This window comes from Clavibacter phaseoli (assembly GCF_021922925.1).
Classification (GTDB): domain Bacteria; phylum Actinomycetota; class Actinomycetes; order Actinomycetales; family Microbacteriaceae; genus Clavibacter; species Clavibacter phaseoli.
This window is the reverse complement of sequence record NZ_CP040786.1, coordinates 131405-154827: the sequence shown is the minus strand read 5'-3', so window position 1 is coordinate 154827 and position 23423 is coordinate 131405. Positions and strand designations below refer to the sequence as shown.

Here is a 23423-nt window from a genome sequence, read left to right as displayed (position 1 = left end):
GACCCCCGCGAGCCCGTAGGATCGAGGCATCATGCATGCCGACCAGACCGTCACGATGTCGCCGTCCGGGATCACGCAGCGCCGCACGCTGCTGTCCGACGGCCGCGAGCTCGTCTACTTCGACGACGCCGACACGACCCTCCCGCCCGAGCGCGCCACCGACGCCCGGCCCGCCGCGCCCCGCCCGCCCACCGCGACGATGCGGCAGGACGTGCTCACGGGCGAGTGGGTCTCCATCGCCGCCGCGCGCCAGAACCGCGCGTTCCTGCCGCCCGCGGAGCTGGATCCCCTCGCCCCCGCGAGCCCGACCAACCCGTCCGAGATCCCGAGCATGTACGACGTCGCGGTCTTCGAGAACAAGTCGCCGTCCTTCGGACCCGCGCTCGCGGACACCGCGGGCGTCGACGCGCCCGTCGACGACGACGACCTCACCGCCATCGGCCTGGAGCGCACCCGCACCTCGGTCGGCCGCTGCGAGGTCGTCTGCTTCAGCCCCGCGCACACCGGCTCGTTCAGCGGCCTCACGCCGTCGCGGGCCCGCACCGTGGTGGAGGCGTGGGCCGAGCGCACGCGCGCCCTCTCGGCGATGCCCGGGATCCGCCAGGTGTTCCCGTTCGAGAACCGCGGCGAGGCCATCGGCGTGACGCTGCACCACCCGCACGGGCAGATCTACTCGTACCCCTACGTCACGCCGCGCACGCGCCGGCTCGTCGACTCGATCGAGCGGTTCGGGCCGGGCCTGTTCCAGCGGATCCTCGAGACCGAGCAGGCGTCCGAGCGCGTCGTGCTCCGCGGCGAGCACTTCACGGCGTTCGTGCCGTTCGCGGCCCGCTGGCCCGTGGAGATCCACCTGCTCCCCCACCGCCACGTGCCCGACCTCGCGGAGACGACCGAGGCCGAGCGCGACGAGCTCGCGACGATGTACCTGCGGCTCCTGCAGGGGATGGACCGGCTGTACGACACCCCGACGCCGTACATCGCCGCCTGGCACCAGGCGCCCGTCGACGCGCTCCGCGACGAGATCCGGCTGATGCTGCAGATCACGTCGCCGCGCCGCGCGGCCGACAAGCTCAAGTTCCTGGCCGGATCCGAGGCGGCCATGGGCGCCTGGATCGGCGACGTGCCGCCGGAGAAGGCGGCCGAGATGATCCGGAAGGCAGTGGAGGACGCATGACCGACATCCGAGACGACGTGCGCGAGGGATTCCGCGCCCGCTTCGAGCGCGAGCCGCACGGCGTGTGGTCCTCGCCCGGGCGCGTGAACCTCATCGGCGAGCACACCGACTACAACGAGGGCTTCGTGTTCCCGTTCGCGATCGACCGCCGCACGGTCATCGCGCTCGCGCCGCGGGACGACGACCGGATCCGCCTCGCCAGCTCCTTCTCCGAGGAGGTCGTGGAGGCGCGCCTCGCCGACCTCACCGGCGAGCGCATCGACGGCTGGCAGGCGTACCCGCTGGGCGTCGCGTGGGCGCTCGGTCAGCGCGGGGCCGACCTCGGCGCCGTGCCCGGCTTCGACGTGTTCATCGACAGCGACGTGCCCGTGGGCGCGGGGCTGTCCTCGTCGGCCGCGCTCGAGGGGTCCATCGCCCTCGCGCTCGACGACATCTGGCGCCTGGGCCTGGACCGGCCGACCCTCGCCGCGGTCGGGCAGCTCGCCGAGAACGAGATCGTGGGCGCGCCGACCGGGATCATGGACCAGTCCGCGAGCCTCCTCGGCCGCCAGGACGCGGGCGTGTTCCTCGACTGCCGCTCGCTCGACGCCGAGGTCATCCCGCTCGGGCTCGAGGCGGCCGGCCTCACCATCGCCGTGATCGACACCCACGTCGCCCACGCGCACGCCGACGGCGGCTACCGCGCGCGCCGCGAGTCGTGCGAGCTGGGCGCGCGCCTCATGGGCGTGTCCTCGCTGCGCGACCTCGCCGTCGACGACCTCGTGCGGGCCCGCGAGGTGCTCGACGACGAGACGTTCCGCCGCGTGCGCCACATCGTCACCGAGAACCAGCGCGTGCTCGACACCGTGCGCGCGCTCCGCGAGGAGGGCCCGCGCGCCATCGGCGAGCTGCTCGACGCGAGCCACCGCTCGATGCGCGACGACTTCGAGATCAGCGTCCCGGAGCTCGACCTCGCGGTGGAGGTCGCGCAGAACGAGGGCGCGATCGGCGCGCGCATGACGGGCGGCGGGTTCGGCGGGTCCGCCATCGCGCTGATCGACGTCGACTCCCTGTCGCGGCTGCAGGTCGCGATCGACGGCGCGTTCGCGGAGCACGGCTACACGGGTCCGACCGTCTTCACGGTGACGCCGTCGGACGGGGCGAAGGCGGAGCGGTAGGGCGGGTGCCGCTCCGGCGGCGCCCCCTAGGCTCGGCGGCATGACACGAGCGGCCGCGGGCCTGATCGAGATCACCGGCGACCCGGCCGACGCCGTGCGCGACATCCCCCGCGCGCTGTCGGCGTGGTTCCCCGCGTCGACCCACCCGGGCGGCTTCGCGTGGGAGGCCGCGACCGGGCAGCTGCCGGGGCGGATCGCCGTGGTCCGCGACGGCGCGGGCGCGGTGATCGGCTGGGCCGGCTCGTCGACGGACGACGCGCGCGTCGAGTGCGCGCCCGGCGACGACGGCACCACCGACCTCCTGGCCGCATGGCTGCTCGACGCGGCCGGGGACGCGTCCGTGAGCGTGGCCGTGCACCGCGGGCAGGACCGCCTGCGCGGGATCCTCACGGCCCGCGGCTTCGTCGACGAGGCGATCCCGCTCGCCGGCCTCCGCCACGCCGCCCGGGACACCGGCGCCCGGCCGCCCGCGGGCTACCGCATCCGCCCGGTCGAGGACGGCGAGGAGCAGGCCCGCGTCGAGGCGCACCGCGTCGCCTGGCGCCCGGTCGACCTCCCCTTCACCGACGGATCCGGCGACGGCATCGACCCCGACGCCGAGAGCCGCTTCGACGCCGACGGCTACGCGGCCATGCGCGCCGCCGCCATGTACCGGCGCGACCTCGACCTCGTCGTCGAGGCGCCCGACGGATCGCTCGCCGGCACCTGCACGGCCTGGCTCGACGAGGTCAACGGCTGGGCGGAGCTCGAGCCGCTCGGCATCGTGCCCGCGCACCGCCGCCGGGGCCTCGCGCAGACCCTCGCGCTCGACGTCTGCCGCCGGGTCGGCGAGCTCGGCGGGCACGACGTCCTCATCAACGCGTCGCCGCTCCCGTACTACCGGGCGCCGTGGGACGCGTACGTCGCCGCCGGCTTCGCGCCCATGGACCGGGGCGCCCGGATGCGCCCGCGCGCCTGACCCCGCGGCCTACCCTGGCGGCATGACCGTCGATCCCCAGGCCACCGTCCGCGCGCTCCCCGGATCGCCCGCGCCCGGCATCGAGCCCGACGCCCTCGTGGCCGCGGGCGCGCGCGTCGTCGGGCGCGTGACGCTCGGGGCCGGATCCAGCGTGTGGTTCAACGCCGTGCTGCGCGCGGAGGCCGCGGACATCCGGATCGGCGCGGGCTCCAACCTGCAGGACAACGTGAGCTGCCACGTCGACGCGGGCTTCCCGCTCGCGGTCGGCACGGGCGTGAGCGTCGGCCACAACGCGGTGCTGCACGGCTGCACGATCGAGGACGACTGCATCGTCGGCATGTCCGCCACCGTGATGAACGGCGCGGTCGTCGGCCGGGAGTCGCTGCTCGCGGGCGGCACGGTCGTGCTCGAGGGGCAGGTGATCCCGCCGCGCTCGCTCGTCGCGGGCGTGCCCGGCAAGGTGCGGCGCGAGCTCACGGACGAGGAGGTCGCGGGGCTCCGGGCGAACGCCGAGCGCTACGTCGAGAATGCTCGGCTGCACGCGGGGGCGGTCCCGACCCCGGCCGTCCTCCTGGGCGCCGAGCGCACCACCGCGATGGACCCCGGACGCGAGGAGGGGACGGCCTGACCGGCCGCCCCCTCCTCGCGTCACCGCCGCGCGACCGCGGCGAGCGCCGTCAGCCGCGGAGCTCCTCGGCCAGGCGCGCGTCGCGCTCGGCGGCCAGCACCACGTTCACCAGGAGCATCGCCCGGGTCATGGGCCCCACGCCCCGCGGGTTCGGCGACAGGTGGCCGGCGACCTCGGCGACGGCCGGGTCGACGTCGCCCGTGAGGCGCGCCTTGCCGGTCTCGGGATCCACGACGCGCGTGATCCCCACGTCGAGCACCGCGGCACCCGGCTTCACCCACTCCGGCTGGATGAGGTGCGCGACGCCGACGGCCGCGACCACGATGTCCGCCCGGCGGACCTCCTGCTCGAGGTCGCGCGTGCGGGAGTGCGTGAGCGTGACGGTCGCGTCGAGGCCCTTGCGCGTGAGCAGCAGGCCGAGCGGCCGCCCCACCGTGAGGCCGCGGCCGACGACCACCACGTGCTGGCCGGCGATCGGCACGTCGTAGCGCTGGAGCATCTCGACGATGCCCGCGGGCGTGCACGGCAGCGGCGAGGTCAGCTCGCCCTGCACGCCGAGCACGAGGCGCCCGAGGTTGGTCGGGTGGAGGCCGTCCGCGTCCTTCGACGGGTCGATGAGCTCGAGCATCGCGTTCTCGTCGATGCCCGCCGGGAGCGGCAGCTGCACGATGTAGCCCGTGACGGCCGGATCCGAGTTGAGCCGCTCGATGGCCTGGCGCACGTCCGCCTCGGTGGCGTCGGCCGGCAGGTCGACGCGGATGGACTCGATGCCCACCTCGGCGCAGTCGCGGTGCTTGCCGGCGACGTAGGAGCGCGATCCCGGGTCGTCGCCCACGAGGAGCGTGCCGAGCCCGGGCACGAGGCCCTGCTCGCGGAGGGCGCGGATCCGCACGGCGAGCTCCGACTTGACGGCCGACGCGGTGGCGACGCCGTCGAGCACGACCGCCGTCACTGGATGAGGCCCTCGTAGAGCGGGAAGCCGTCGGTGAGCGTCAGCACGCGCGCACGCAGGGCGGCGAGGTCGCTGCCGGGCTTGAGGGTCTCGGCGATGATGTCCGCCACCTCGGTGAACTCGGCCTCGCCGAAGCCGCGGGTCGCGAGCGCGGACGTGCCGATGCGGACGCCGGACGTGACCATCGGCGGGCGCGGGTCGAACGGCACCGAGTTGCGGTTGACCGTGATGCCGACCTCGTGCAGCGCGTCCTCCGCCTGCTTGCCGTCGATCTCGGAGTGGCGGAGGTCGGCGAGGACGAGGTGCACGTCGGTGCCGCCCGTGAGGACCGAGACGCCGGCCTCGGTGGAGTCGGTCGCCGTGAGGCGCTCGGCGAGGATCTGCGCGCCCTGGATGGTGCGGCGCTGGCGGTCCGCGAACTCCTCGGTGGCCGCGATCTTGAACGCCGTGGCCTTGGCCGCGATGACGTGCATGAGCGGGCCGCCCTGCTGGCCCGGGAACACGGCCGAGTTGAGCTTCTTGGCGAGCGCGGTGTCGCGGCTGAGGATCACGCCGGACCGGGGACCCGCGAGGGTCTTGTGCACGGTGGAGGAGACGACGTCCGCGTACGGGATCGGCGAGGGGTGGACGCCCGCGGCGACGAGGCCCGCGAAGTGCGCCATGTCGACCCAGAGCTTGGCGCCGACCTCGTCGGCGATCGCGCGGAACGCGGCGAAGTCGAGGTGGCGGGGGTACGCCGACCAGCCGGCGATGATGACCTGCGGGCGGTGCTCGAGCGCCTTCTCGCGCACGACGTCCATGTCGATGAGGAAGGTGTCGGGATCCACGCCGTACGCGGCCGCGTCGTAGAGCTTCCCGGAGAAGTTGAGCTTCATGCCGTGCGTGAGGTGGCCGCCGTGCGCGAGCTCGAGGCCGAGGATCGTGTCGCCCGGCTGCGCGATGGCGGCGAGGACGGCGGCGTTCGCGGTGGCGCCCGAGTGCGGCTGGACGTTGGCGAACTCGGCGCCGAAGAGGCTCTTCGCGCGGTCGATGGCGAGCTGCTCGGCGACGTCGACGAACTCGCAGCCGCCGTAGTAGCGGCGGCCCGGGTAGCCCTCCGCGTACTTGTTGGTGAGCACGGATCCCTGGGACTGCAGCACCGCGCGCGGCACGAAGTTCTCGCTGGCGATCATCTCGAGGGTGCCGCGCTGACGGCCGAGCTCCTGCTCGAGGACCGCCGCGATCTCCGGGTCGACCTCGGAGAGGGGGGCGTTGAAGGACTGGTCGACGGGCATGGGACTCCTTGAGCACGGTGGACGAATGGATGCGTCGTGGCCCAGGCGTACGGCCACCAACCGTGTGAGTCGCTCCCCGATGGTGACCCATCCGAACGCCAGTCGCGACGGGTCCGATCCTACCCGGGCGGGCGCGCGCACGCGAGGCGCGCGTCCGCGCGCGCAGGGCCGCCGGCCGCCCGCAGGTCGTTCTCCGGCTGGCCGCCGGGCGATCGGATGCGATGGGCACGAACGATTCCGGGGGTCACGGGCCCCGCCCGCCCGTAGGATCAGGGAGTCGGGCGACGGTGCCCGCCGGATGCGGAGGAAGGACCGAGCATGGGGAGCGCAGCGCTCACGACCGATCCCGCGGCAGGCGGACACGACCGCGACGAGGCGCGCGCCGACGAGCCGACCGTCGACGACGACCGCGCCCCCGTGGACGCGCCCGTCGCGCCCCCGCTCGACCGCGACGCCCTCGCCGCCGACCTCCGCCCGCTCATGGGCGACGACGCCGACGCCCTCGCCGACGCGCTGGCCGCCGACCTCCGCGACGTGCGCGCCCGCCGCGTCCCGTCCGCCGGCTCCCCCGCCGACCTCGACCTCGACCTCCGCACGGGCGGCGTCTGCTACGTCGACCGCTACGCCGACGACCTCCGGGGCCTCGCCGAGCGGATCCCCGCCCTCCGCGACCTCGGGCTCACCCACCTCCAGATCACCCCCGTCGCCGAGCGCGCGGACGCCGACGCGGACGCCGACGCGCTCCTGGCGCCGGGCGTGCGCGTGCGCGCCGGCCTGGGATCCGCCGCCGACCTCGGCGACCTCGCCGACGCGCTGCACGCCGCCGGCCTCACGCTCGCGGTCGACCTCTCCCCCGCCGACGCCGACGCGCCCCTCGCCGACCGGATCCGCGACACCGTCCGCGAGGCCGTCGCCCTCGCCGCCGCCGGGGCCGACGTGGTCCGCGTCGACCCGTCCGCCGTCCTCGGCGCCCACGACACCGACCGGCCCGCCCTCCTCCGCGCGATCGCCGCCCTCGGCCGCCGCGTCTCCCCCGCGCTCGCGCTGGCCGTCGCCGCCGACGCCGACCCCCGCGGGGCCGTCGAGCTCCTCGACGGCGACGCCGTGCGCCTCGCCGACGACCCGGCGCTGACTGCGCTCGTCTGGGAGGCGCTCGCCACCCGCTCCGCCGCCCTCCTCTCCCGCGCCCTCGAGCGCCGCGGCGACGTGCCCGCCGGATCCGCCCGCACCGCGCGCGTCCGCAGCCATGACGCCCTCCGCTGGGCCTTCGACGACGACGACGCGCGCGCCCTCGGCATCGACCCCGACGAGCACCGCCGCTTCCTCGCCGAGTACCACGTGGGCCGGTTCCCCGGCAGCCACGCGCGCGGCATCGAGCACGCCGGCGGCGCCGTCGCCGGCACCACGGCGTCCCTCGCGGGCCTCGAGCAGGACGACCCGGGCGCGGTCGAGCGGATCCTGCTCGCCCACTCCATCGCGCTCAGCACCGGCGGCCTCCCGCTCCTGGTGCTCGGCGACGAGGTCGGCCAGCTGAACGACTACGGCTACGACGACGTCCCCGCGCACGCCGACGACAGCAGGTGGGTGAACCGCCCGCTCTACCCGTTCGAGCGCTACGGCGAGCGCGACGACCGCACCACGAGCACGGGCGTCATCCACGCCGGGATTCGCCGGCTCGTCGCCGTCCGCCGCGCCACGCCCGCGCTGGGCGGCACGCGCGTCGTCGGCTTCGACGCGAACGACCCGCGCGTGCTCGGCTACCAGCGCCCGCACGATGACGGGACGGTCCTGGTGCTGGCGAACCTCGGCGACGAGCCCGCGACGGTCTCCGCGGAGACGCTGGGCGGCTTCGCCGAGCAGGCCGTCGACCTCGTGCGCGACGAGCGCCTCCGCCTCACGAAGGGCATCGTGCTGAGCCCGCGCACGTTCGTCTGGCTCCAGGCGGCTCACGACCTCCCGTGACAGACTCGCATCCACTGGCGGGTCGGCACGGAGGAACGGCATGAGCGACGAGGGACGCGGCACGGACGAGCCCCGGGAGGGCGCGCGCGCCGCATCCGGGTTCGCCTGGCCCATGTGGGTCAACATCGGCTGGATCGCGCTCGGCGCCTGGCACGTGCTCGCGCCGGTCAACGACGCGTCCGGCTGGCTCGGCATGTTCCAGATCGCCGTGGGCGCGTTCGGCATCATCGCCTCGCGCCGCCGCGCCCGCCGCCTCGCCGAGGCGGAGGCCGACGCGCTGCCGCTCGACGAGGCCACGCGGATCCCCGCCGACGTCGACGAGGAGCGCGCCCGCATCGCCGAGGCCGCCGCCGCGCACGCGGAGATGGACGCCCGGCTCCGCGCGCTCGCTATGCAGCTCGAGCAGCCCGGCACCCCCGGCGCGGATCCAGACAAGCCCGAGCCGCCGCACCAGCCGGGACGCGGGCGGGGCCGCAAGGGCCGGGTCCGCGACGCCGGGCTCGCCGACGACGGCCTGCCGCCCGTCGCGCGCTGGTAGCGGCGTCGTCCGCTGGCAGCCCCACCGCTCGCCGGCAGCTCCCCGCTGGTCAGCTCGCGCGCGTCACCCCGCGCGACATGATCGCCGAGGTCAGCGCCTCGATGGACGCGCGCGGCCCGGCCGGATTGTCCATCAGCACGTAGTCCACCTCGTCGAGCTCGGGCAGGCCGAGGCGCGAGGTCACCTTCACGAGGTCCGTCGGGATCAGCGCCTGCGGCAGCACGGCGACGCCCATGCCCGCGCGCACGGCCGCGAGCACGCCGTTCACGTCGCGCGTGCTGCACGTGATCCGCCAGGTGCGGCCCTCCCGCTCGAGCGCGTCCATCGCCATCTGCCTGCTGATGCTCGGCGCGCGGTACGCGATGAGCGGCACCGTCGCGCCCGGCTCCACGAGCGTGCGCTCGAGCCCCACCCACACCATGCGGTCGCGGCCCACGAGGCGCGCGTCCGGCTGCTCGTCGACCGTGGTCTTGGTGAGGATCAGGTCGAGCTGGCCCGCCAGCAGCCGCCGGTGCAGCGGGCCGCTCTGCGTCACCGTGAGCTCCAGCTCGATCTGCGGGTGCAGCTGCCGGAAGTGGCGGAGGATCCGCGGCAGCTGCGTGATGGCCAGGTCGTCCGCGGTGCCGAAGCGCAGGCGGCCGCTCACCTCGGATCCGCCGAAGTAGCTCTCCGCCGCGCGATGCGCCGCGAGGATCGTGCGCGCGAAGCCCGCCATCGCGTCGCCCGCGTCGGTGAGGCGCATGGCCCGGGTGTCGCGCGCGATGAGCGTGCGGTCGACGGCCCGCTCGAGCCGGCGCACCTGCTGGCTCACGGTCGGCTGGCTGATCCCGAGCCGCGCCGCCGCCTGCGTGAAGCTGCGGGTGTCGGCGACGGCGAGGAAGGTCGCGAGCAGGGTCGGGTCGAGCATGGGCACCTGCCATTCGATCATCGGATGCCACTCATCATGTCGAGACGGGATCCGAATGGGAAGCCCGCGGGTAGCGTCGACGACGGCCCCACGAGGGCCGACCCATACGGAACCGATCCGCCCATACGCAACGCACCCCGCAGGATGAAGTGACCCCGCCGCCGAACGCCTTCCCCCCGACCGCCCCGCTCCCGATCCAGACCCAGCGCCCGCCGTGGCGCCACACGCTCATCGCCCTGAGCGTGCCGAACTTCCGTCGATTCACGGCCTCCAACGTCATCGCCATGACCTCGGGCTGGATGCAGCGCATCGCCCAGGACTGGCTCGTGCTCGAGCTCACCGGCAGCGTCACGGCGGTCGGCATCACGGTCGCGATGCAGTTCGCGCCGATGCTGTTCTTCGGCCTCCTCGGCGGCGTGATCGTCGACCGGTGCTCGAAGCGCATGCTGATGATGATCACGCAGGGCACCTACGCGCTCCTCAGCGCGCTGCTCGCCGTGCTCACCCTCTCGGGCGCGGTCGAGGCGTGGCACATCTTCGCCATCGCGTTCGCGACCGGGCTCGTGACGGTGATCGACAACCCGGCGCGCCAGGTGTTCGTCACCGAGATCGTGGGGCAGCAGCACCTGCGCAACGCGATCAGCGTCAACTCGTCGGTGTTCCAGCTCGGCGGCATGGTGGGTCCCGCGCTCAGCGGGATCCTGCTGCTCGCGGTCGGCGCCGGCTGGTCGTTCGCGATCAACGCGCTCGCGTGCGTCGTGGTGGTCCTCACGCTGTGGAGCCTCAAGACGCGCGACCTGATCCGCATCCCGCCCGCCCCTCGCCGCCGCGGCCAGCTCGCGGAGGGCCTCAGGTACGCGCGGTCCAAGCCGACCATCCTGTGGCCCGTCGTGCTCGTGGCGGTCTTCAGCGTCTTCGGCCTCACCATGCCCGTGCTCCTCGCGGCGTTCGCGAGCCAGGTCTACGACGTGGGCGCCGGCGGATACGGCTTCTTCAACTCGATGGTCGCGATCGGCGCGCTCACGGGCGCGCTGCTGTCGACCCGCCGCGCGACCGTGCGGCTGCGGACCATCGTGGTCGGCGTCGGGATCACCGGCCTGCTGCAGGCGGCCGCGGGGCTCATGCCCGGGATCGCGCCGTTCGCGGTGCTGCTCGTGACCGTCGGCATGGCGTCGCTGCTGTTCCAGACCGCGGCGAACTCGCTCGTGCAGCTCTCCAGCAACGTGGCCATCCGCGGGCGCGTGATGAGCGTCTACGTGCTCGTGCTGCTCGGCGGCCAGGCCGTCGGCGGGCCGCTCATGGGCGGGATCGTCGAGGCGTGGGGCGTGCACGCCGGCATGGTCGTGTCCGGCGGGATGCCGGCGCTGGCGGCCGCGGTCGTCGCCGTGATCCTCGCCCGCCGCGGCCAGCTGACCCTCGAGGTCGTGGTGCGCCGGCACGTGCCGCGCGTGCGGATCACGCCCCGGGCGCCGGGGGCCGGCCGTCCCCGCGTCGCCGGAGCGGACGAGGGGACGACCGGCGGCGGGATCAGCCGCGCACGTCGATCGCGCGGTGGCGCTGCTGCACGCCGGCCGGGCCGTACGGGTACTCGGACACCACGGGCGCGCTCACCGCGCTGAGCGAGGCGATCTCGTCGGCCGTGAGCTCCAGGTCGGCCGAGGCCATGTTGTCCTCGAGCTGCTCCACGGTGCGGGCGCCGAGGATCACGCTGGTCACGGCCGGCTGCGCCTCGAGCCACGCGAGCGAGACGCGGGCGGAGCTCGATCCGTGCGCGTCCGCGATGCGGCGCACCTCGTCGAGGATCGCCCACGTGCGCTCCTGGCCGTTCCGCGGCGTGAACGCCTCCATGCCGCGCTCCGGGTCCTCGCCGAGGCGGGTGGCGCCCGTGGGCGTCTCGTCGCGGCGGTACTTGCCGGTGAGCCAGCCGCCCGCGAGCGGCGACCACGGCAGCAGGCCGATTCCGGCGTCCAGCGACGCGGGCACGATCTCCGACTCGATCTCGCGCACGAGCAGCGAGTACTGCGGCTGCAGCGTCACGGGCGGCGTGAACCCGAGCGCCTTGGCGAGCCCCACGGCCTTCGTCAGCTGCCAGCCGAGGTAGTTCGAGAAGCCGTAGTACGAGATCTTGCCGGCGCGCACGGCGTCGTCGAGGAAGCGCAGGGTCTCCTCGAGCGGGGTCACGGCGTCCCACGCGTGCATCTGGTACAGGTCGATCGTGTCGACGCCGAGGCGGCGCAGCGAGTCGTCGAGCGCGCGGGTGAGGTGGCGGCGCGAGGTGCCGACGTCGTTGTTGCCCTCCCCCATCGGGAAGCGGCCCTTCGTGGCGATGACGAGCTGGTCGGCCTCGGCGGGGTGGGCCTTCAGCCAGCGGCCGACGATCTCCTCCGAGACGCCCGACGTGTAGACGTCCGCCGTGTCGATGAACGTGCCGCCGCCGGCGACGTAGGCCTCGAGGATGCGTCCCGACGTCTCCTCGTCCGCCTCCGCGCCGAAGGTCATGGTGCCGAGCGCGTAGGTCGAGACGACCGCGCCGCTGTTCCCGAGATTCCGGTAGTGCATGTGGTTCCTCCATCGGATCCGCCGCGGGCGTCCCTGCCCGCGGGTCTCCGTCCAGCTTGCACCGGACGGGCGCTCGGCGTGACCGCGGGCCCGGCGGGACCGCTCGGTACCATGGCGGCATGTCCGTCGACGAGCTCTCCAGCGCCGCGCAGGACTACCTCAAGCTCATCTGGACCGCGACCGAATGGTCCGACCAGCCCGTCACCGTCACGCGCCTCGCGGAGCGGCTCGGGATCCGGCCCGCCACCGCCTCCGACGGGATCCGCCGCCTCACCGCGCAGGGCCTCGTGGAGCACCGGCCGTACGGCAGCATCGAGCTCACCGACGACGGCCGCCGGCACGCGATCCAGATGGTGCGCCGCCACCGCCTGCTCGAGACGTTCCTCGTCGAGGTGCTCGGCTACGGCTGGGACGAGGTGCACGACGAGGCCGAGGTGCTCGAGCACGCGGTCTCCGACGACTTCGTGGCTCGCATCGACGCGCACCTCGGGCACCCGTCGCGGGATCCGCACGGCGACCCCATCCCCTCGGCCGACGGCGAGCCGCACCTGCCCGAGGCGACCGTGCTCGCGGACGCCGTCGCGGACCGGCCCATGCGCGTGCGCCGGATCTCCGACGAGGACCCGCGGCTGCTGCGCGAGCTCGCCGAGCACGGCATCGGGCTGGACGCGACGCTCGTGCGCGCCGCGGACGACGACGCGCACGACCCGGACGCCGTGGTCGTGACGGTCGACGGATCCGGGCGCCGCCCGCTCACGGCCGCCGCGGCGTCCGCGGTGTGGGTCTCCGACGCCGGCTGAGCCCGGGAGCCGGACCGGCGGATCCGCGCTCAGCCCGTGACGGTCAGGACCACGAGCGCGACGTTGAGCACCACCACGAGCGACACCGCGACCCACGCCGCGACGCGCGTGAGCGGCCGGTCGACGTGCGCGCCCATCACGCGGCGGTCGCCCGTGAGGCGGATGAGCGGCACGAGCGCGAACGGGATGCCGAGGCTCAGCACGACCTGGCTGACGACGAGCGCGGTGGTCGGGTCGACGCCGATCGCGAGGATCGCGAGCGCGGGGATCAGCGTCACCACGCGCCGCGCGAGCAGCGGCACCCGCACGTGCAGCAGCCCGCCCATGATCGCCGCGCCCGCGTAGGCGCCGACCGACGTCGACGCGAGCCCCGACGCGAGCAGCCCGACCGCGAACACGACGCCGACCACCGGCCCGAGCGAGGCCGTGATGGCCGCGTGCGCGCCCTCGATCGAGTCCGTTCCGGGCACGCCGCCGAGGCTCGCCGCCGCGATGAGGAGCATGGAGATGTTGACGGCGCCGGCCACGGCGAGCGCGGTGATCACGTCCCAGCGCGTCGCGCGGAGCAGCCGCCGGAGCACGCCGTCGTCGGTCTGCACGCCGTGCCGGTCGCGGCTGAGCGACGAGTGCAGGTACACGGCGTGCGGCATGACGGTCGCGCCGAGCATGCTCGCGGCGAGCAGCACGCTGTCCGGCCCGTCGAAGCGCGGCACGAGGCCGCCCGCGATGCCGGATCCCGACAGCGGGCTCACGACGAGGCCGGTGAGGAAGCCGACGGTGATCACGAGGAGGAGCGCGCCGATCACGATCTCGAACGGCCGCTGCCCGTGCCGCGACTGCACGGCGAGGAGGCCGATGGAGACGAGGCCGACGATCACCCCGCCCGCGACGAGCGGGATCCCGAACAGCAGGTGCAGCGCGATGGCCCCGCCGATGACCTCCGCGAGGTCGGTCGCCGCGGCGATGAGCTCGGCCTGCACCCAGAACGCGCGGCGCCGGCCGGTGGGGAGCCGCTGGCCGAGCAGCTCCGGCAGGCTGCGGCCCGTGACGAGTCCGAGCTTGGCCGACTGGTACTGCACGAGCACGGCGATGAGGTTCGCGGCGACGAGCACCCACACCAGCAGGTAGCCGTAGCGCGCGCCCGCGGTGAGGTTCGCGGCGACGTTGCCGGGATCCACGTACGCGATGGCCGCGACGAACGCCGGTCCCAGCAGGAGCACGAGCCGCGGACCCGTGACGGGCCGGCGCGCGCGCGTGCGCGCGGGGGCGGTGCGGGTCATGGCGGCCTCTCCGTCGAAGTGTTAGCCGAGGCTAACATCCGTTCGCGCGCACGCGGAAGGGCCCGTCCGGATGCGGACGGGCCCGTCGGTCGGCGGCGAGCGCGGCGGTCGGCCGCGCGCGGATCAGCGGAGCCCGGCTCGGCTCAGCTCGCGGCGCGCCCCGGCGCGAGGAACGCGGAGTCGTCCTCCGCCTCGCCGCGCACGATGCGCACCCACTGCGCGAGGAGCGCGGCGCCGGCCTCGTCGTGGATGAGGTCGCCCGCCGTGAGCACCGGGTACGGCGTCGCGGGGATCCCGTCGGCCGGACGCACGTCGACGTGCGCGACCTCGTGGCCGTTCTCGTGCAGCCACGTCGCCATGGCGTAGTCGGTGCGCGAGTCGCCGACCGTGCGCCAGCGCAGCGGCAGCGGCCCGCTGTCGGCGAGGAGCTCGAGGGCGCGCGCGGCGCCGAGGTCCTTGCCGAGGCGGATCGACTCGACGTCGGTCGAGATGATCGTGGGATCCACGCGCACCTGCACGTCCCCCTCCGCGTCGGGCACCTCGACGCCCTCGAGCACCGAGCCGAGCCCGTGCGCCGTGAGCATCTCGACCGCGCGCGCGTCGAGGTCGGGCTGCACGGCGAGGTAGTCGGCCGAGGCGACGCTCGTGAGCTGCTCGAGCGAGACCATCGCGTGCTTGGTGGTGTCGAAGAACATCCAGTCGGCGAAGCGCTCGGCCACGAGCCGCTCCATGTCGCGCATGTACGCCTCGGGCAGCGCGAGCGACCGGTCGACGTGCACCTCCCCCGCGCCCTCGGGCGTGATGGAGAACCAGGACGCGCCCTTCTCGCACACGGCGTGCACGCGCGCGCCCGCCGGGAGCCCCGCGTCGAGCAGCGGGCCGACGACCTGCGCGCGGATGAAGGCGTCCGAGCGCCCCGTGTTGAAGACGATGGGGACGCCGGCGGCCGCGAGCTCCACGAGGTCGGCGGCGATGCTCGGGATGGCGAGGGTGCGGGTGATCGGGCTGGCGATGGGGCCGTCGACGTCGAGGAGGAGGCCGAGGGGCGCGGGGGTCGTGGTCACGGCTCCCATCCTCCCGCAGGCGACGGGCGCCTCGATGCGACTGGGGACGCGCCGGCCTCAGCCGGCGGTGCGCGCCGCCGTCGCGCGGCCCCGGGCGGCGCGGCCCGCGGATCCGACGACGAGCACGACCGACACCGCCATCACCGCGAGGAACGCGCCCGCCAGCGCCTGGATGCCGAGCCCGTCGAGCAGCGCGCCGCCCACGAGCGCGCCGCCGCCGATGCCGACGTTGAAGGCGGTCGTGTAGAAGGAGCTGGCCGTGTCGCGGAACGACGGGTGCGCGGCGTGCAGCATGCGCGTCTGGAGCAGGGTCGGGATCGCGCCGAACGCGAGGCCCCAGAGGAGGAAGCCGGGGATCGCGACCGCCCAGAGGCCCGGGACGAACGCGAGCGCGCTGACGCCCGCCGCCGCCGCGGCGAGCCCCGCGAGCACGCCGAGCTGCGGCCGGCTCGCGAACACGGTGCCGGCGATGAGGAGCCCGACCGCGCCCGCGATCCCGTAGCCGAAGAGCATGGTGCTCAGCTGCTGCTCGGGGATCCGCATCACCCGCGTGACGAACGGGTCGACGTACGTGTAGAGGCCGTACTGGCCGATCATGATGACCATCGCGGTGAGGCACACGAACAGCACCCCGCCGAGCCCCTGCCCCGCCATGCGCCGCCGGATCCCGAGGCTGCCGCCCGCGGGCGCGTCGACGGGCGCCTCCCGCTCCGGACGCCCGACCGCCGGCAGGAACCGCCAGGTGAGCAGGATCCCGAGGATCGTGAGCACGCCGATCCCCGCGAACGCCGCCCGCCAGCCGAACGCCTGCCCGGCCGCGGTGCCGAGCGGCACGCCGAGCACGAACGCGAGGCTGCCGCCGCCGACCGTGAGCGCGACCGCCCGGCCGATGAGCGCGGGCGGCACGAGGTGCGCCGAGTACGCGCCGACGACCGCCCAGAACAGGCCGTGCGCGAGGCCGCCGAGCACGCGCGTCGCGGTGACGAGCTCGAAGGTGGGCGCGAGGGCGGTGAGGAGGTTGCTCGTCGCGAAGACGGCGAGCACCGCGAGCAGCAGCGCGTGCCGCGGGACCCGGCGGGTGAGGGCGGCGAGCGGCGCGCTCGAGACGACCACGGCGACCGCGAACACCGACACGAGCAGGCCGACGCGCGACTCGTCGACGCCGAGGTCGCCGCTCATCTCGCTGAGGAGGCCGGTGGGCAGCATCTCGCTCGTGACGCTGAGGAACACGCACGCGGCGAGCGTGAGGATCCCGACCCAGGGGAAGCGGAACGACGGGTCGACCCCGGGCCGCGGTCGGCGGCGGCCGGAGCGCTCGGCGCGCTCGAGGTCGGGCAGGAAGATGGGGGAGGTGTTCGTCATGGGACCTGAGGGGGACGTGACGGCGGGAGGGCTCCCGGGGCCGGCGGGATCCGCGCGGCCAGTCGATAGCCTAGACGGATGACCGACCAGGCCACCCGCGCGCGTCCGCCGCACCGCGTCCTCAGCTTCTCCTGCGACGACCGCCCGGGCATCGTGCACGCCATCGCGGGCGCCATCGTCGAGGCCGGCGGCGACATCACCGAGTCGCAGCAGTTCTCGAGCGCCGACACGGGCCGGTTCTTCATGCGCCTGCAGATCCAGAGCGCGGCCGACGACGACCGCCTGGCCGACGCGCTCGCCGCCGTGGTCGAGCGGTACGACGCGACGTGGCACCTCGACGAGGTGGGCCGGCCGCTGCGCACGCTCGTGCTGGGATCCACCGCCGAGCACTGCGTGAACGACCTGCTGTTCCGGCAGCGCGCGGGCCAGCTGCCCGTCGAGATCCCGCTGGTGCTCAGCAACCACGGGAGGCTGGCCGACCTCGCGGGCTTCTACGGCGTGCCGTTCGAGCACGTGCCCGTGACGGACGACGCGTCGAAGCGGGCGTTCGAGGACCGCGTGATCCGCGCGGTCGAGGAGCACGACGTCGAGCTGGTGGTGCTCGCGCGCTACATGCAGATCCTCTCCCCCGAGCTCTGCGCGCGGCTCAGCGGCCGGATCATCAACATCCACCACTCCTTCCTGCCCGGCTTCAAGGGCGCGAACCCCTACAAGCAGGCCCACGCGCGCGGCGTGAAGCTCATCGGCGCGACCGCCCACTTCGTCACGAGCGACCTCGACGAGGGCCCGATCGTGGAGCAGAACGTCGTGCGGGTCGATCACTCGCGCAGCGCCCGCGAGCTCATGGCGATCGGCCAGGACGAGGAGTCGCGCACCCTCACGCAGGCCGTGCGCTGGTTCGCGGAGCACCGCGTGCTGCTCGACGGCGCGCGCACGATCATCTTCCGCTGACGCGCGCGGCGGGCACCCGCCGGGCTCAGCGCGTGCTGATCGTCCGGTACTTCCGCACGGCCAGCGGCACGGCCACGACGAGGAGGACGGCCGCCCAGGCCAGCGTCGTCGTGATCGGGTGCTGCAGCGTCCACGCCTCCGGAACCGGCGTCCCCGGCGGCACGTTGCCGAACAGCTGGCGCGCCGCGAGCACGACCGACGACACCGGGTTGTACTCGGCGAACACGCGCAGGGGCGTCGGCAGGGTGTCGCTCGGCACGAACGCGTTGCTGATGAAGGTGAGCGGGAAGAGCACGAGGAACGACGCGTTGTTGATCACCTCCGGGCTCCGCACGCTCATCCCGAGCAGCGCCATCACCCACGAGAGGGCGTACGCGAACAGCAGGAGGAGGCCCACGCCGGCGAGCGCCTCGCCGAGGCTCGACCGCACGCGCCAGCCCACCGCGAGGCCTGTCGCGAGCATCACGACCATCGAGAGGGCGTTGATGAGGAGGTCCCCGTTGGTCCGCCCCACGAGCACGGCCGACGGGCTCATCGGCAGGGTGCGGAACCGGTCGATGATCCCGTCCTTGAGGTCGTTCGCCATCGCCGAGCCCGAGTAGGTCGACCCGAACACCACGGTCTGGGCGAAGATGCCCGCCATGATGAACTCCTTGTAGTCGCTGCCCGGGATGTCGATGGCGCCCGCGTAGACGAAGCTGAACAGCAGCACGAACATGATCGGCTGGATCAGCGTGAAGACGAGGATGTCGGGCAGCCGCTTGATCTTGATGAGGTTGCGCCGCGTGGCGATCCAGCCGTCGTCGAGCCACGTGCCGAGAGTGACCCGCTGCGGCGGGCGCGGGACGCGACGGTCCTCCACGGCGGTCATGCCGCGTCCGTCCCGTGCGCCCGGCCGGCGGCGCGGCGGCCGGGCGCGGGGTCGGATCCGCCGGGCGTGTCGGAGTCGTCGCCCTCCCCCGCGGTCGCGTGCCCGGTGAGCCGGAGGAACACGTCGTCGAGGGTCGGCCGTCGCATGCCCGCGTCGTGCAGCTCGATCCCCGCGGCCGACATCTCCCCGAGCACCGCGGCGAGCGCCCGCGGCCCGTCGGCGACCTGCACGGAGAGCGTACGGCCGTCGGAGGAGGCCGTCGCCGGCGTCGTGCCCGCGCGCTCCAGGATCCCGCGGACCACCGGCCCGTCGGTCTCCCGCACGAGCGCGACCTCCACCCGATGCCCGCCGATGGAGCTCTTCAGCTCGTCGGCCGTGCCGCGTGCGATCACCGTGCCGCCGTCGATCACGGCGATGTCGTCCGCGAGGCGGTCGGCCTCCTCGAGGTACTGCGTGGTGAGGAGCACGGTCGTGCCTTCGGTCACCAGCTGCGTGATGACGTCCCAGAGGCCCAGGCGGCTGCGAGGATCCAGCCCGGTGGTCGGCTCGTCGAGGAAGAGCACGCGGGGGCGCGCGACCAGCGCGCCGGCGAGGTCGATGCGGCGCCGCATGCCGCCGGAGAAGCCCTTCACCGCGCGGTCGCGCGCGTCCGTGAGGCCGAACGTGCCGATGAGCTCGTCCGCCCGGGCACGGGAGGCGCGGCGGCCCAGGTGGTAGAGCCGACCGATCATGTCGAGGTTCTCGAACGCGGTGAGGTTCTCGTCGACGGCCGCGTACTGGCCGGAGACGCCGATCATCGCCCGGACCTCGGCGCCGCGTGTCAGGACGTCGACGCCGTCGACGCGCGCGCTGCCCGCGTCGGGCCTCACGAGCGTGGTGAGGACCTTGACGGCCGTGGTCTTCCCGGCGCCGTTCGGGCCGAGCAGCCCGAGGACCGTGCCCTCCGGCACCTCGAGGCCGAGGCCCGCGAGGGCGTGCACCGGCGGGGCGCCCCGCGGGTGGTAGGTCTTGACGAGCCCGTCGGCTTCGATGACAGCCATGGCGCATGCTAGCGCCGCGCGTTTCCGCATGCAATGGAATCCGGACGCCGAGAGGGGCGGGTGCCTCCCGGCACCCGCCCCTCCGCGGTCGTTCGCTACGTCAGCCGGGTCAGCGGCTCACGTAGAGGTACTTCGGCGCGCTGGTCTTGGCCGCGTTCGCCGTGTCGCCCGCGTACGTCGCGGTGACCGCGTAGCGGCCCTTCGCGTAGGCCGGCAGCTCGACGCGTCCGGTGCCGGCCGCGTCGAGGGTGACCTCGAACGAGTCCGCGCCGACCTTCACGGTGACGGTGCCCGTGGGCGCCGCCTTCGCCGCGCTGTCGACCTTGACCGTGACGACCGCCTTCTGCGCGCTCGTCAGCACGGGCGGCTTGACGCTCACCGTGACCGTGCTGGCCAGCTTCACCACGACGGGCTCGCTGGTCGCGGTGCCCGTGGGTCCCTCGGCCGGCTTCGCCGTCACGACGACGGTGATCGACTTGCCCGAGACCGACGGCGAGACCTTGTAGGTCGCGCGCGTCTGACCGGGGAGCGCCTTGCCGTCCGCGAACCACTGGTAGGAGAACTTGAGGCCCTCCTGGTCCCAGGTGCCGGGCGACGCGGTGAGCGTCTGGCCGGCGACGGGGGTCCCGGTGATCACGGGCGGCGCGGTCGCGACCGGGGCCGGGATCGGGCCGGACTCGACGCGGACGTAGGTCGTGAAGCCGGAGCCCGAGTACGCCACGCGGCCGAGGTACGCGGTCTCGGGGGCGAGGTCGCTCCACGAGGCCGTGTAGGTGGCCGGCCGGCTCTGCACCGCGTCGATCGGGTTCGGGGACACCGTGAATGCGCCCTCGTCCGTCGTCGTGGACAGGTCGAACTGCGTGACCGTGAACTCCTCGGTCGACTGCCCGGCGGGGACCGAGAACACGACGACCTCGACGACGTAGTCGCCCGGGGTCGGGGTGTCGATGGTCACCGACTCGTCCGCGGACGAGGTCGCCGACTGGAACGCCTCGACCGGCGTGCCGTCCTCCAGGCGGAACACCTGGAGGTCGAGGTCGGAGGCGTCGTCGTCCGCGTCGAGGTCGATCCGGGTCGCCAGCTGGCCCTCCGGGACGGTGATCGGGTAGTCGAAGACGTCCTTGGCCTTGCCCGAGCCGGTGAAGGGCGACGAGGCGTCCTCCGGGTCCGGGATCACGACGCCGCGGGCGAGGCCCTCGGCGGTGAGCGCGATGGATCCGGTGGCGCCGGGGGTCACCGTGACGTCCACGGATCCGTCGATCCCGGTGCCATCCACCTCGGCCGGGGCCGCGATGGAGACGGGGTTGACGGCGACGGGGCTGCGCACGACGTGGTCGGCGCTCGTCCAGGTGAGCGAGCCGGTGGCGTACTCGTCGACCGTCGCCGTGGTGCGCGTGAACGCCACCTCGAACGACTTGGTCTGGCCCGCCTCGGTGAACTCGAGCGTGGACGGCGTGACGTCCGCCTGGACGCCGGCGAGGCCCTGCACGCTGGCCGTGTAGGTGCCGGGTCCGGTGGAGGTGACCTCGCGCGTCACGGTCTCGGAGCCCGTGAGGGTGCCGATCGCGATGCTCGCCAGGTTGAGCTCCGACGGGTCGACGGGGTCGATGCCCGTCGCGTAGCCGAGGGCCGCGAGGTAGGCGACCCAGTCGCTGCGGTCGTTGAGGTACAGCAGGCCCGCGTCGAGGTAGCGGGTCGGGTCGACGTGGCCGGCGCCCTGGGTGAAGGGATCCGTCACCGTGCCGCCGTCCGCGTCCTTCGTGTCGTACGCGGTGGTCATGAGCGCGGACTTGATCTCGGAGACCGACGCGTTGGGACGCTCGCCCAGGTACAGCAGCGCGAGGCCGGCCACGTGCGGGGCCGCCATCGAGGTGCCGGACAGGAGCGCGAAGGTCGGCTCGCCGCCCTCCGCGTTGTTCGTCGCCGCGATGATCGAGACGCCGGGCGCCGTCACGTCGGGCTTGAGGATGTCGCTGCCGTCCGCGAGGACCGGGCCGCGCGAGCTGAATCCGGCGACCTGCGGGGTCGGGGCGGAGACGCCCGTCGTGTTGCCCGGCACCAGGGTGACGGTCGCGCCGGGGGTGGCCGCGTACGCGGAGACCGCGGCGTAGACGTCGGCGTCGAGGTGGACGGTCGGCACGGAGTGCGTGTCGGCGTCGATCGAGTTGGGCGTCGGGTTGACGAGGACCATGCCGATGCCGCCCGCGCGCTCGACCTCGGCCGACTTGGCCACGCGGTCGAACGTGCCGCGCTCGCACAGGACGATCTTGCCGGCGGTCTTCGCCGGGTCGAGGGATCCGGGTCCGCAGAGGTTCGGCGTGGTGGCGCCGGCCGCGGCGACGGAGGCCGCCGTGACGAAGTCGCCCGTGACCGGCTCGGTCACGGTGATGGACGAGCCCGCGAACTGCTGCCCGTCGCCGAGCTTCGCGGTGGCCTCGAAGTTGCCCGCGACCGTGCTCGCGGCGACCGTGGTGATCCACGGGGACGCGTTGTCGAGCGTGGAGGCGCCCGGGCCGGAGTTGCCCGCGGAGGCGGAGACGAAGATGCCCGCGCTCGCGGCGCCCAGGAACGCCTGGTCGGTCGCGGAGAACGTGGTCTGCGCGGATCCGCCGCCGATGGAGTAGTTGATGACGTCGACGCCGTCCTCGGTCGCCTGCTCGATGGCGGCCACGAGGTCCGCGCCGGCGCAGCCGTCGTCGTCCTGCGTGGAGTTGTCGGGGCCCGACCAGCAGACCTTGTAGGCCGCGATCTTCGACGCCGGTGCGACGCCCGAGATCTCGCCGAGCGGGTTGCCGTCGATGGTGGCCTCCACGCCGGCGTCGCCCGCCGCGGTGGACGCGGTGTGCGAGCCGTGGCCGTCGCCGTCGCGCGGAGAGACGTACTCGCCCGTCGAGGCGTTGCCGATGTTGGCCTTGCCGAAGCCGTCCACGAAGTAGCGCGCGCCGACGATCTTCGTGCTGCAGTCGGCCGCGGTGAACTGCTCGCCGGTCTGGCAGACGCCGGCGAACTGCGTGCCGTCGCCCTTGTCGAAGCGGATCGTGGATCCGTCGCGGTAGGGCGCGTCGCCCGCCGCGGTGCCGAGCGGCTCGCCCGCGAACGACGGGTTCTCGGGCGCGATGCCGGTGTCGATGACGCCGATGACGGCGCCCTCGCCCGCGTTCTCCTGGCCGCCCGTCTTCGCCCAGACGCCGTCGGGGCCGGTGAGGCCGAGGAAGTCGGCCGCGGGGGTGGAGGTGGGGTGGTAGATCCGGTCGGGCTCGACGCTCAGGACCTTGCGGTCGCTCGAGAGCTTCGCGGCCTGCTCGGCGGTGAGGTCCGCCGAGAAGCCGTTGACCGTCAGGGAGTACGAGTAGTCGATGTCGGCGCCGACGCTGGCGGCGACATCCTCCTGCTGTCCCTCGAGGTAGTCCGTGTACGCCGTGACGGGGGCGGATCCCGCGTCGAGCTGCGTGCCCGAGCGGGCCTCGGTGGCGGCGAGTCCGGAGACGCCGCCCTGGTAGGTCGCGGCAGCCTCGTCGGCGAGGGTCACGATGTAGCGGCCGTCCTTCAGGTCGGACGCCTGCTTCGCGACGGTCGGCGCCGGGGCGGCGAACGCGCCCCCCGCTCCGAACGTGACGAGGCCGGCGGCGACGAGGGCGGTGACGGCGACGGAGGCCGTCGCCCTGCGCAGGGATGATGCGCGGTCGGACTCCGAGCGGAGCCGGATGGAGCGTGGGATCACGAACACGTCCTTCGAGTGGGGATGAGTGGCCCGCGCGCGCCCCGAGACGCGCACGAATCCTCAACATACCCCGGGTATTCGCCCTGAGAACGGCTGGGTGTTACCGCCGTGTAACAGTTGCCGGGGGCGCTCAGACGCCCGTCATGCGGGCGATCCACCGATCCCGCCCGCCTGCCCGCGACCCGGCTCGGACACCCCACGTACGGCGGGTTTCCAGGGAGCCGT

General features: G+C 74.1%; 19 protein-coding genes and 1 riboswitch. Of the genes, 9 read left to right on the top strand and 10 right to left on the bottom strand.

Going from position 1 to position 23423, the window contains the following annotated elements; all coding sequences use genetic code 11:
* The first annotated feature begins 31 nt into the window (after positions 1 to 31).
* Genes galT through FGI33_RS00695 form a run of 4 tightly spaced genes read left to right on the top strand, consistent with a single transcriptional unit; the run spans position 32 to position 3917 of the window.
* On the top strand, positions 32 to 1174 hold the full coding sequence (gene galT / locus FGI33_RS00710; RefSeq protein WP_119435263.1) for a galactose-1-phosphate uridylyltransferase: 1143 nt from the start codon (positions 32 to 34) through the stop codon (positions 1172 to 1174).
* On the top strand, positions 1171 to 2331 hold the full coding sequence (gene galK / locus FGI33_RS00705; RefSeq protein ID WP_119401908.1) for a galactokinase: 1161 nt from the start codon (positions 1171 to 1173) through the stop codon (positions 2329 to 2331). Before galT ends, galK begins: the two co-directional genes overlap by 4 nt.
* Before the next feature lie 40 nt (positions 2332 to 2371).
* Positions 2372 to 3289, top strand: coding sequence for a GNAT family N-acetyltransferase (locus FGI33_RS00700; RefSeq protein WP_237582113.1), 918 nt, complete (start codon positions 2372 to 2374; stop codon positions 3287 to 3289).
* A gap of 22 nt (positions 3290 to 3311) precedes the next feature.
* Positions 3312 to 3917, top strand: coding sequence for a gamma carbonic anhydrase family protein (locus tag FGI33_RS00695; RefSeq protein ID WP_237582112.1), 606 nt, complete (start codon positions 3312 to 3314; stop codon positions 3915 to 3917).
* Positions 3918 to 3966: 49 nt separating this feature from the next.
* Here the strand turns inward: FGI33_RS00695 and FGI33_RS00690 are convergent, their stop codons facing one another.
* Together FGI33_RS00690 and glyA are read right to left on the bottom strand one after the other, a co-directional pair.
* Positions 3967 to 4869 (bottom strand): bifunctional methylenetetrahydrofolate dehydrogenase/methenyltetrahydrofolate cyclohydrolase, encoded by a 903-nt coding sequence (locus FGI33_RS00690; protein ID WP_119435231.1) that lies wholly within the window; start codon positions 4867 to 4869, stop codon positions 3967 to 3969.
* Complete coding sequence (gene glyA / locus FGI33_RS00685) at positions 4866 to 6143, bottom strand: serine hydroxymethyltransferase (RefSeq protein ID WP_119435230.1); 1278 nt, start codon at positions 6141 to 6143, stop codon at positions 4866 to 4868. Before glyA ends, FGI33_RS00690 begins: the two co-directional genes overlap by 4 nt.
* A gap of 32 nt (positions 6144 to 6175) precedes the next feature.
* Positions 6176 to 6259, bottom strand: a riboswitch (ZMP/ZTP riboswitch).
* Positions 6260 to 6461: 202 nt separating this feature from the next.
* On the opposite strand from glyA, the gene FGI33_RS00680 reads away from it, so the two are divergent.
* Positions 6462 to 8105 carry an alpha-amylase family glycosyl hydrolase gene (locus FGI33_RS00680; RefSeq protein WP_237582111.1) on the top strand — a complete coding sequence of 548 codons (1644 nt, stop codon included), beginning with the start codon at positions 6462 to 6464 and terminating at the stop codon, positions 8103 to 8105.
* Between the two features lie 40 nt (positions 8106 to 8145).
* The gene (locus FGI33_RS00675) at positions 8146 to 8643 is read left to right on the top strand and encodes a hypothetical protein (RefSeq protein WP_237582110.1); all 498 of its coding nucleotides are present in this window, start codon (positions 8146 to 8148) and stop codon (positions 8641 to 8643) included.
* A gap of 49 nt (positions 8644 to 8692) precedes the next feature.
* On the opposite strand, the gene FGI33_RS00670 is transcribed toward FGI33_RS00675, so the two are convergent.
* Positions 8693 to 9550, bottom strand: coding sequence for a LysR family transcriptional regulator (locus FGI33_RS00670; protein WP_119402064.1), 858 nt, complete (start codon positions 9548 to 9550; stop codon positions 8693 to 8695).
* 149 nt (positions 9551 to 9699) lie between these two features.
* Here FGI33_RS00670 and FGI33_RS00665 point away from each other — a divergent pair, with 149 nt between their 5' ends.
* Complete coding sequence (locus tag FGI33_RS00665; protein ID WP_237582109.1) at positions 9700 to 11169, top strand: MFS transporter; 1470 nt, start codon at positions 9700 to 9702, stop codon at positions 11167 to 11169.
* Here the strand turns inward: FGI33_RS00665 and FGI33_RS00660 are convergent.
* Positions 11078 to 12109, bottom strand: a complete 1032-nt coding sequence (locus FGI33_RS00660; RefSeq protein WP_204585659.1) for an aldo/keto reductase — start codon at positions 12107 to 12109, stop codon at positions 11078 to 11080. The genes FGI33_RS00665 and FGI33_RS00660 overlap by 92 nt on opposite strands.
* Before the next feature lie 119 nt (positions 12110 to 12228).
* On the opposite strand from FGI33_RS00660, the gene FGI33_RS00655 reads away from it, so the two are divergent.
* Positions 12229 to 12909 (top strand): metal-dependent transcriptional regulator, encoded by a 681-nt coding sequence (locus tag FGI33_RS00655; protein ID WP_119435053.1) that lies wholly within the window; start codon positions 12229 to 12231, stop codon positions 12907 to 12909.
* 29 nt (positions 12910 to 12938) lie between these two features.
* Here FGI33_RS00655 and FGI33_RS00650 read toward each other — a convergent pair whose 3' ends face one another.
* From FGI33_RS00650 to FGI33_RS00640, 3 genes are all read right to left on the bottom strand, one after another.
* Positions 12939 to 14189, bottom strand: coding sequence for an Nramp family divalent metal transporter (locus FGI33_RS00650; RefSeq protein ID WP_119435052.1), 1251 nt, complete (start codon positions 14187 to 14189; stop codon positions 12939 to 12941).
* Between the two features lie 143 nt (positions 14190 to 14332).
* Entirely contained in the window at positions 14333 to 15262 is a 930-nt protein-coding gene (locus FGI33_RS00645) for a hypothetical protein (RefSeq protein WP_119435051.1), read from the bottom strand.
* A gap of 48 nt (positions 15263 to 15310) precedes the next feature.
* Positions 15311 to 16615: an MFS transporter gene (locus FGI33_RS00640; protein ID WP_204585656.1), complete on the bottom strand. Its 1305-nt coding sequence runs from the start codon at positions 16613 to 16615 to the stop codon at positions 15311 to 15313.
* 78 nt (positions 16616 to 16693) lie between these two features.
* On the opposite strand from FGI33_RS00640, the gene purU reads away from it, so the two are divergent.
* Entirely contained in the window at positions 16694 to 17566 is an 873-nt protein-coding gene (purU, locus tag FGI33_RS00635) for a formyltetrahydrofolate deformylase (protein ID WP_119435492.1), read from the top strand.
* Between the two features lie 25 nt (positions 17567 to 17591).
* Here purU and FGI33_RS00630 read toward each other — a convergent pair whose 3' ends face one another.
* The 3 genes from FGI33_RS00630 to FGI33_RS00620 all read right to left on the bottom strand — a co-directional run bounded on the left by FGI33_RS00630 (position 17592) and on the right by FGI33_RS00620 (position 23204).
* Positions 17592 to 18437 (bottom strand): ABC transporter permease, encoded by an 846-nt coding sequence (locus tag FGI33_RS00630; protein WP_119435493.1) that lies wholly within the window; start codon positions 18435 to 18437, stop codon positions 17592 to 17594.
* Positions 18434 to 19477, bottom strand: a complete 1044-nt coding sequence (locus FGI33_RS00625) for an ATP-binding cassette domain-containing protein (protein WP_237582108.1) — start codon at positions 19475 to 19477, stop codon at positions 18434 to 18436. The genes FGI33_RS00630 and FGI33_RS00625 overlap by 4 nt, the downstream gene beginning before the upstream one ends.
* A 109-nt stretch (positions 19478 to 19586) precedes the next feature.
* Complete coding sequence (locus FGI33_RS00620) at positions 19587 to 23204, bottom strand: S8 family serine peptidase (RefSeq protein ID WP_119434822.1); 3618 nt, start codon at positions 23202 to 23204, stop codon at positions 19587 to 19589.
* Positions 23205 to 23423: the final 219 nt, after the last annotated feature.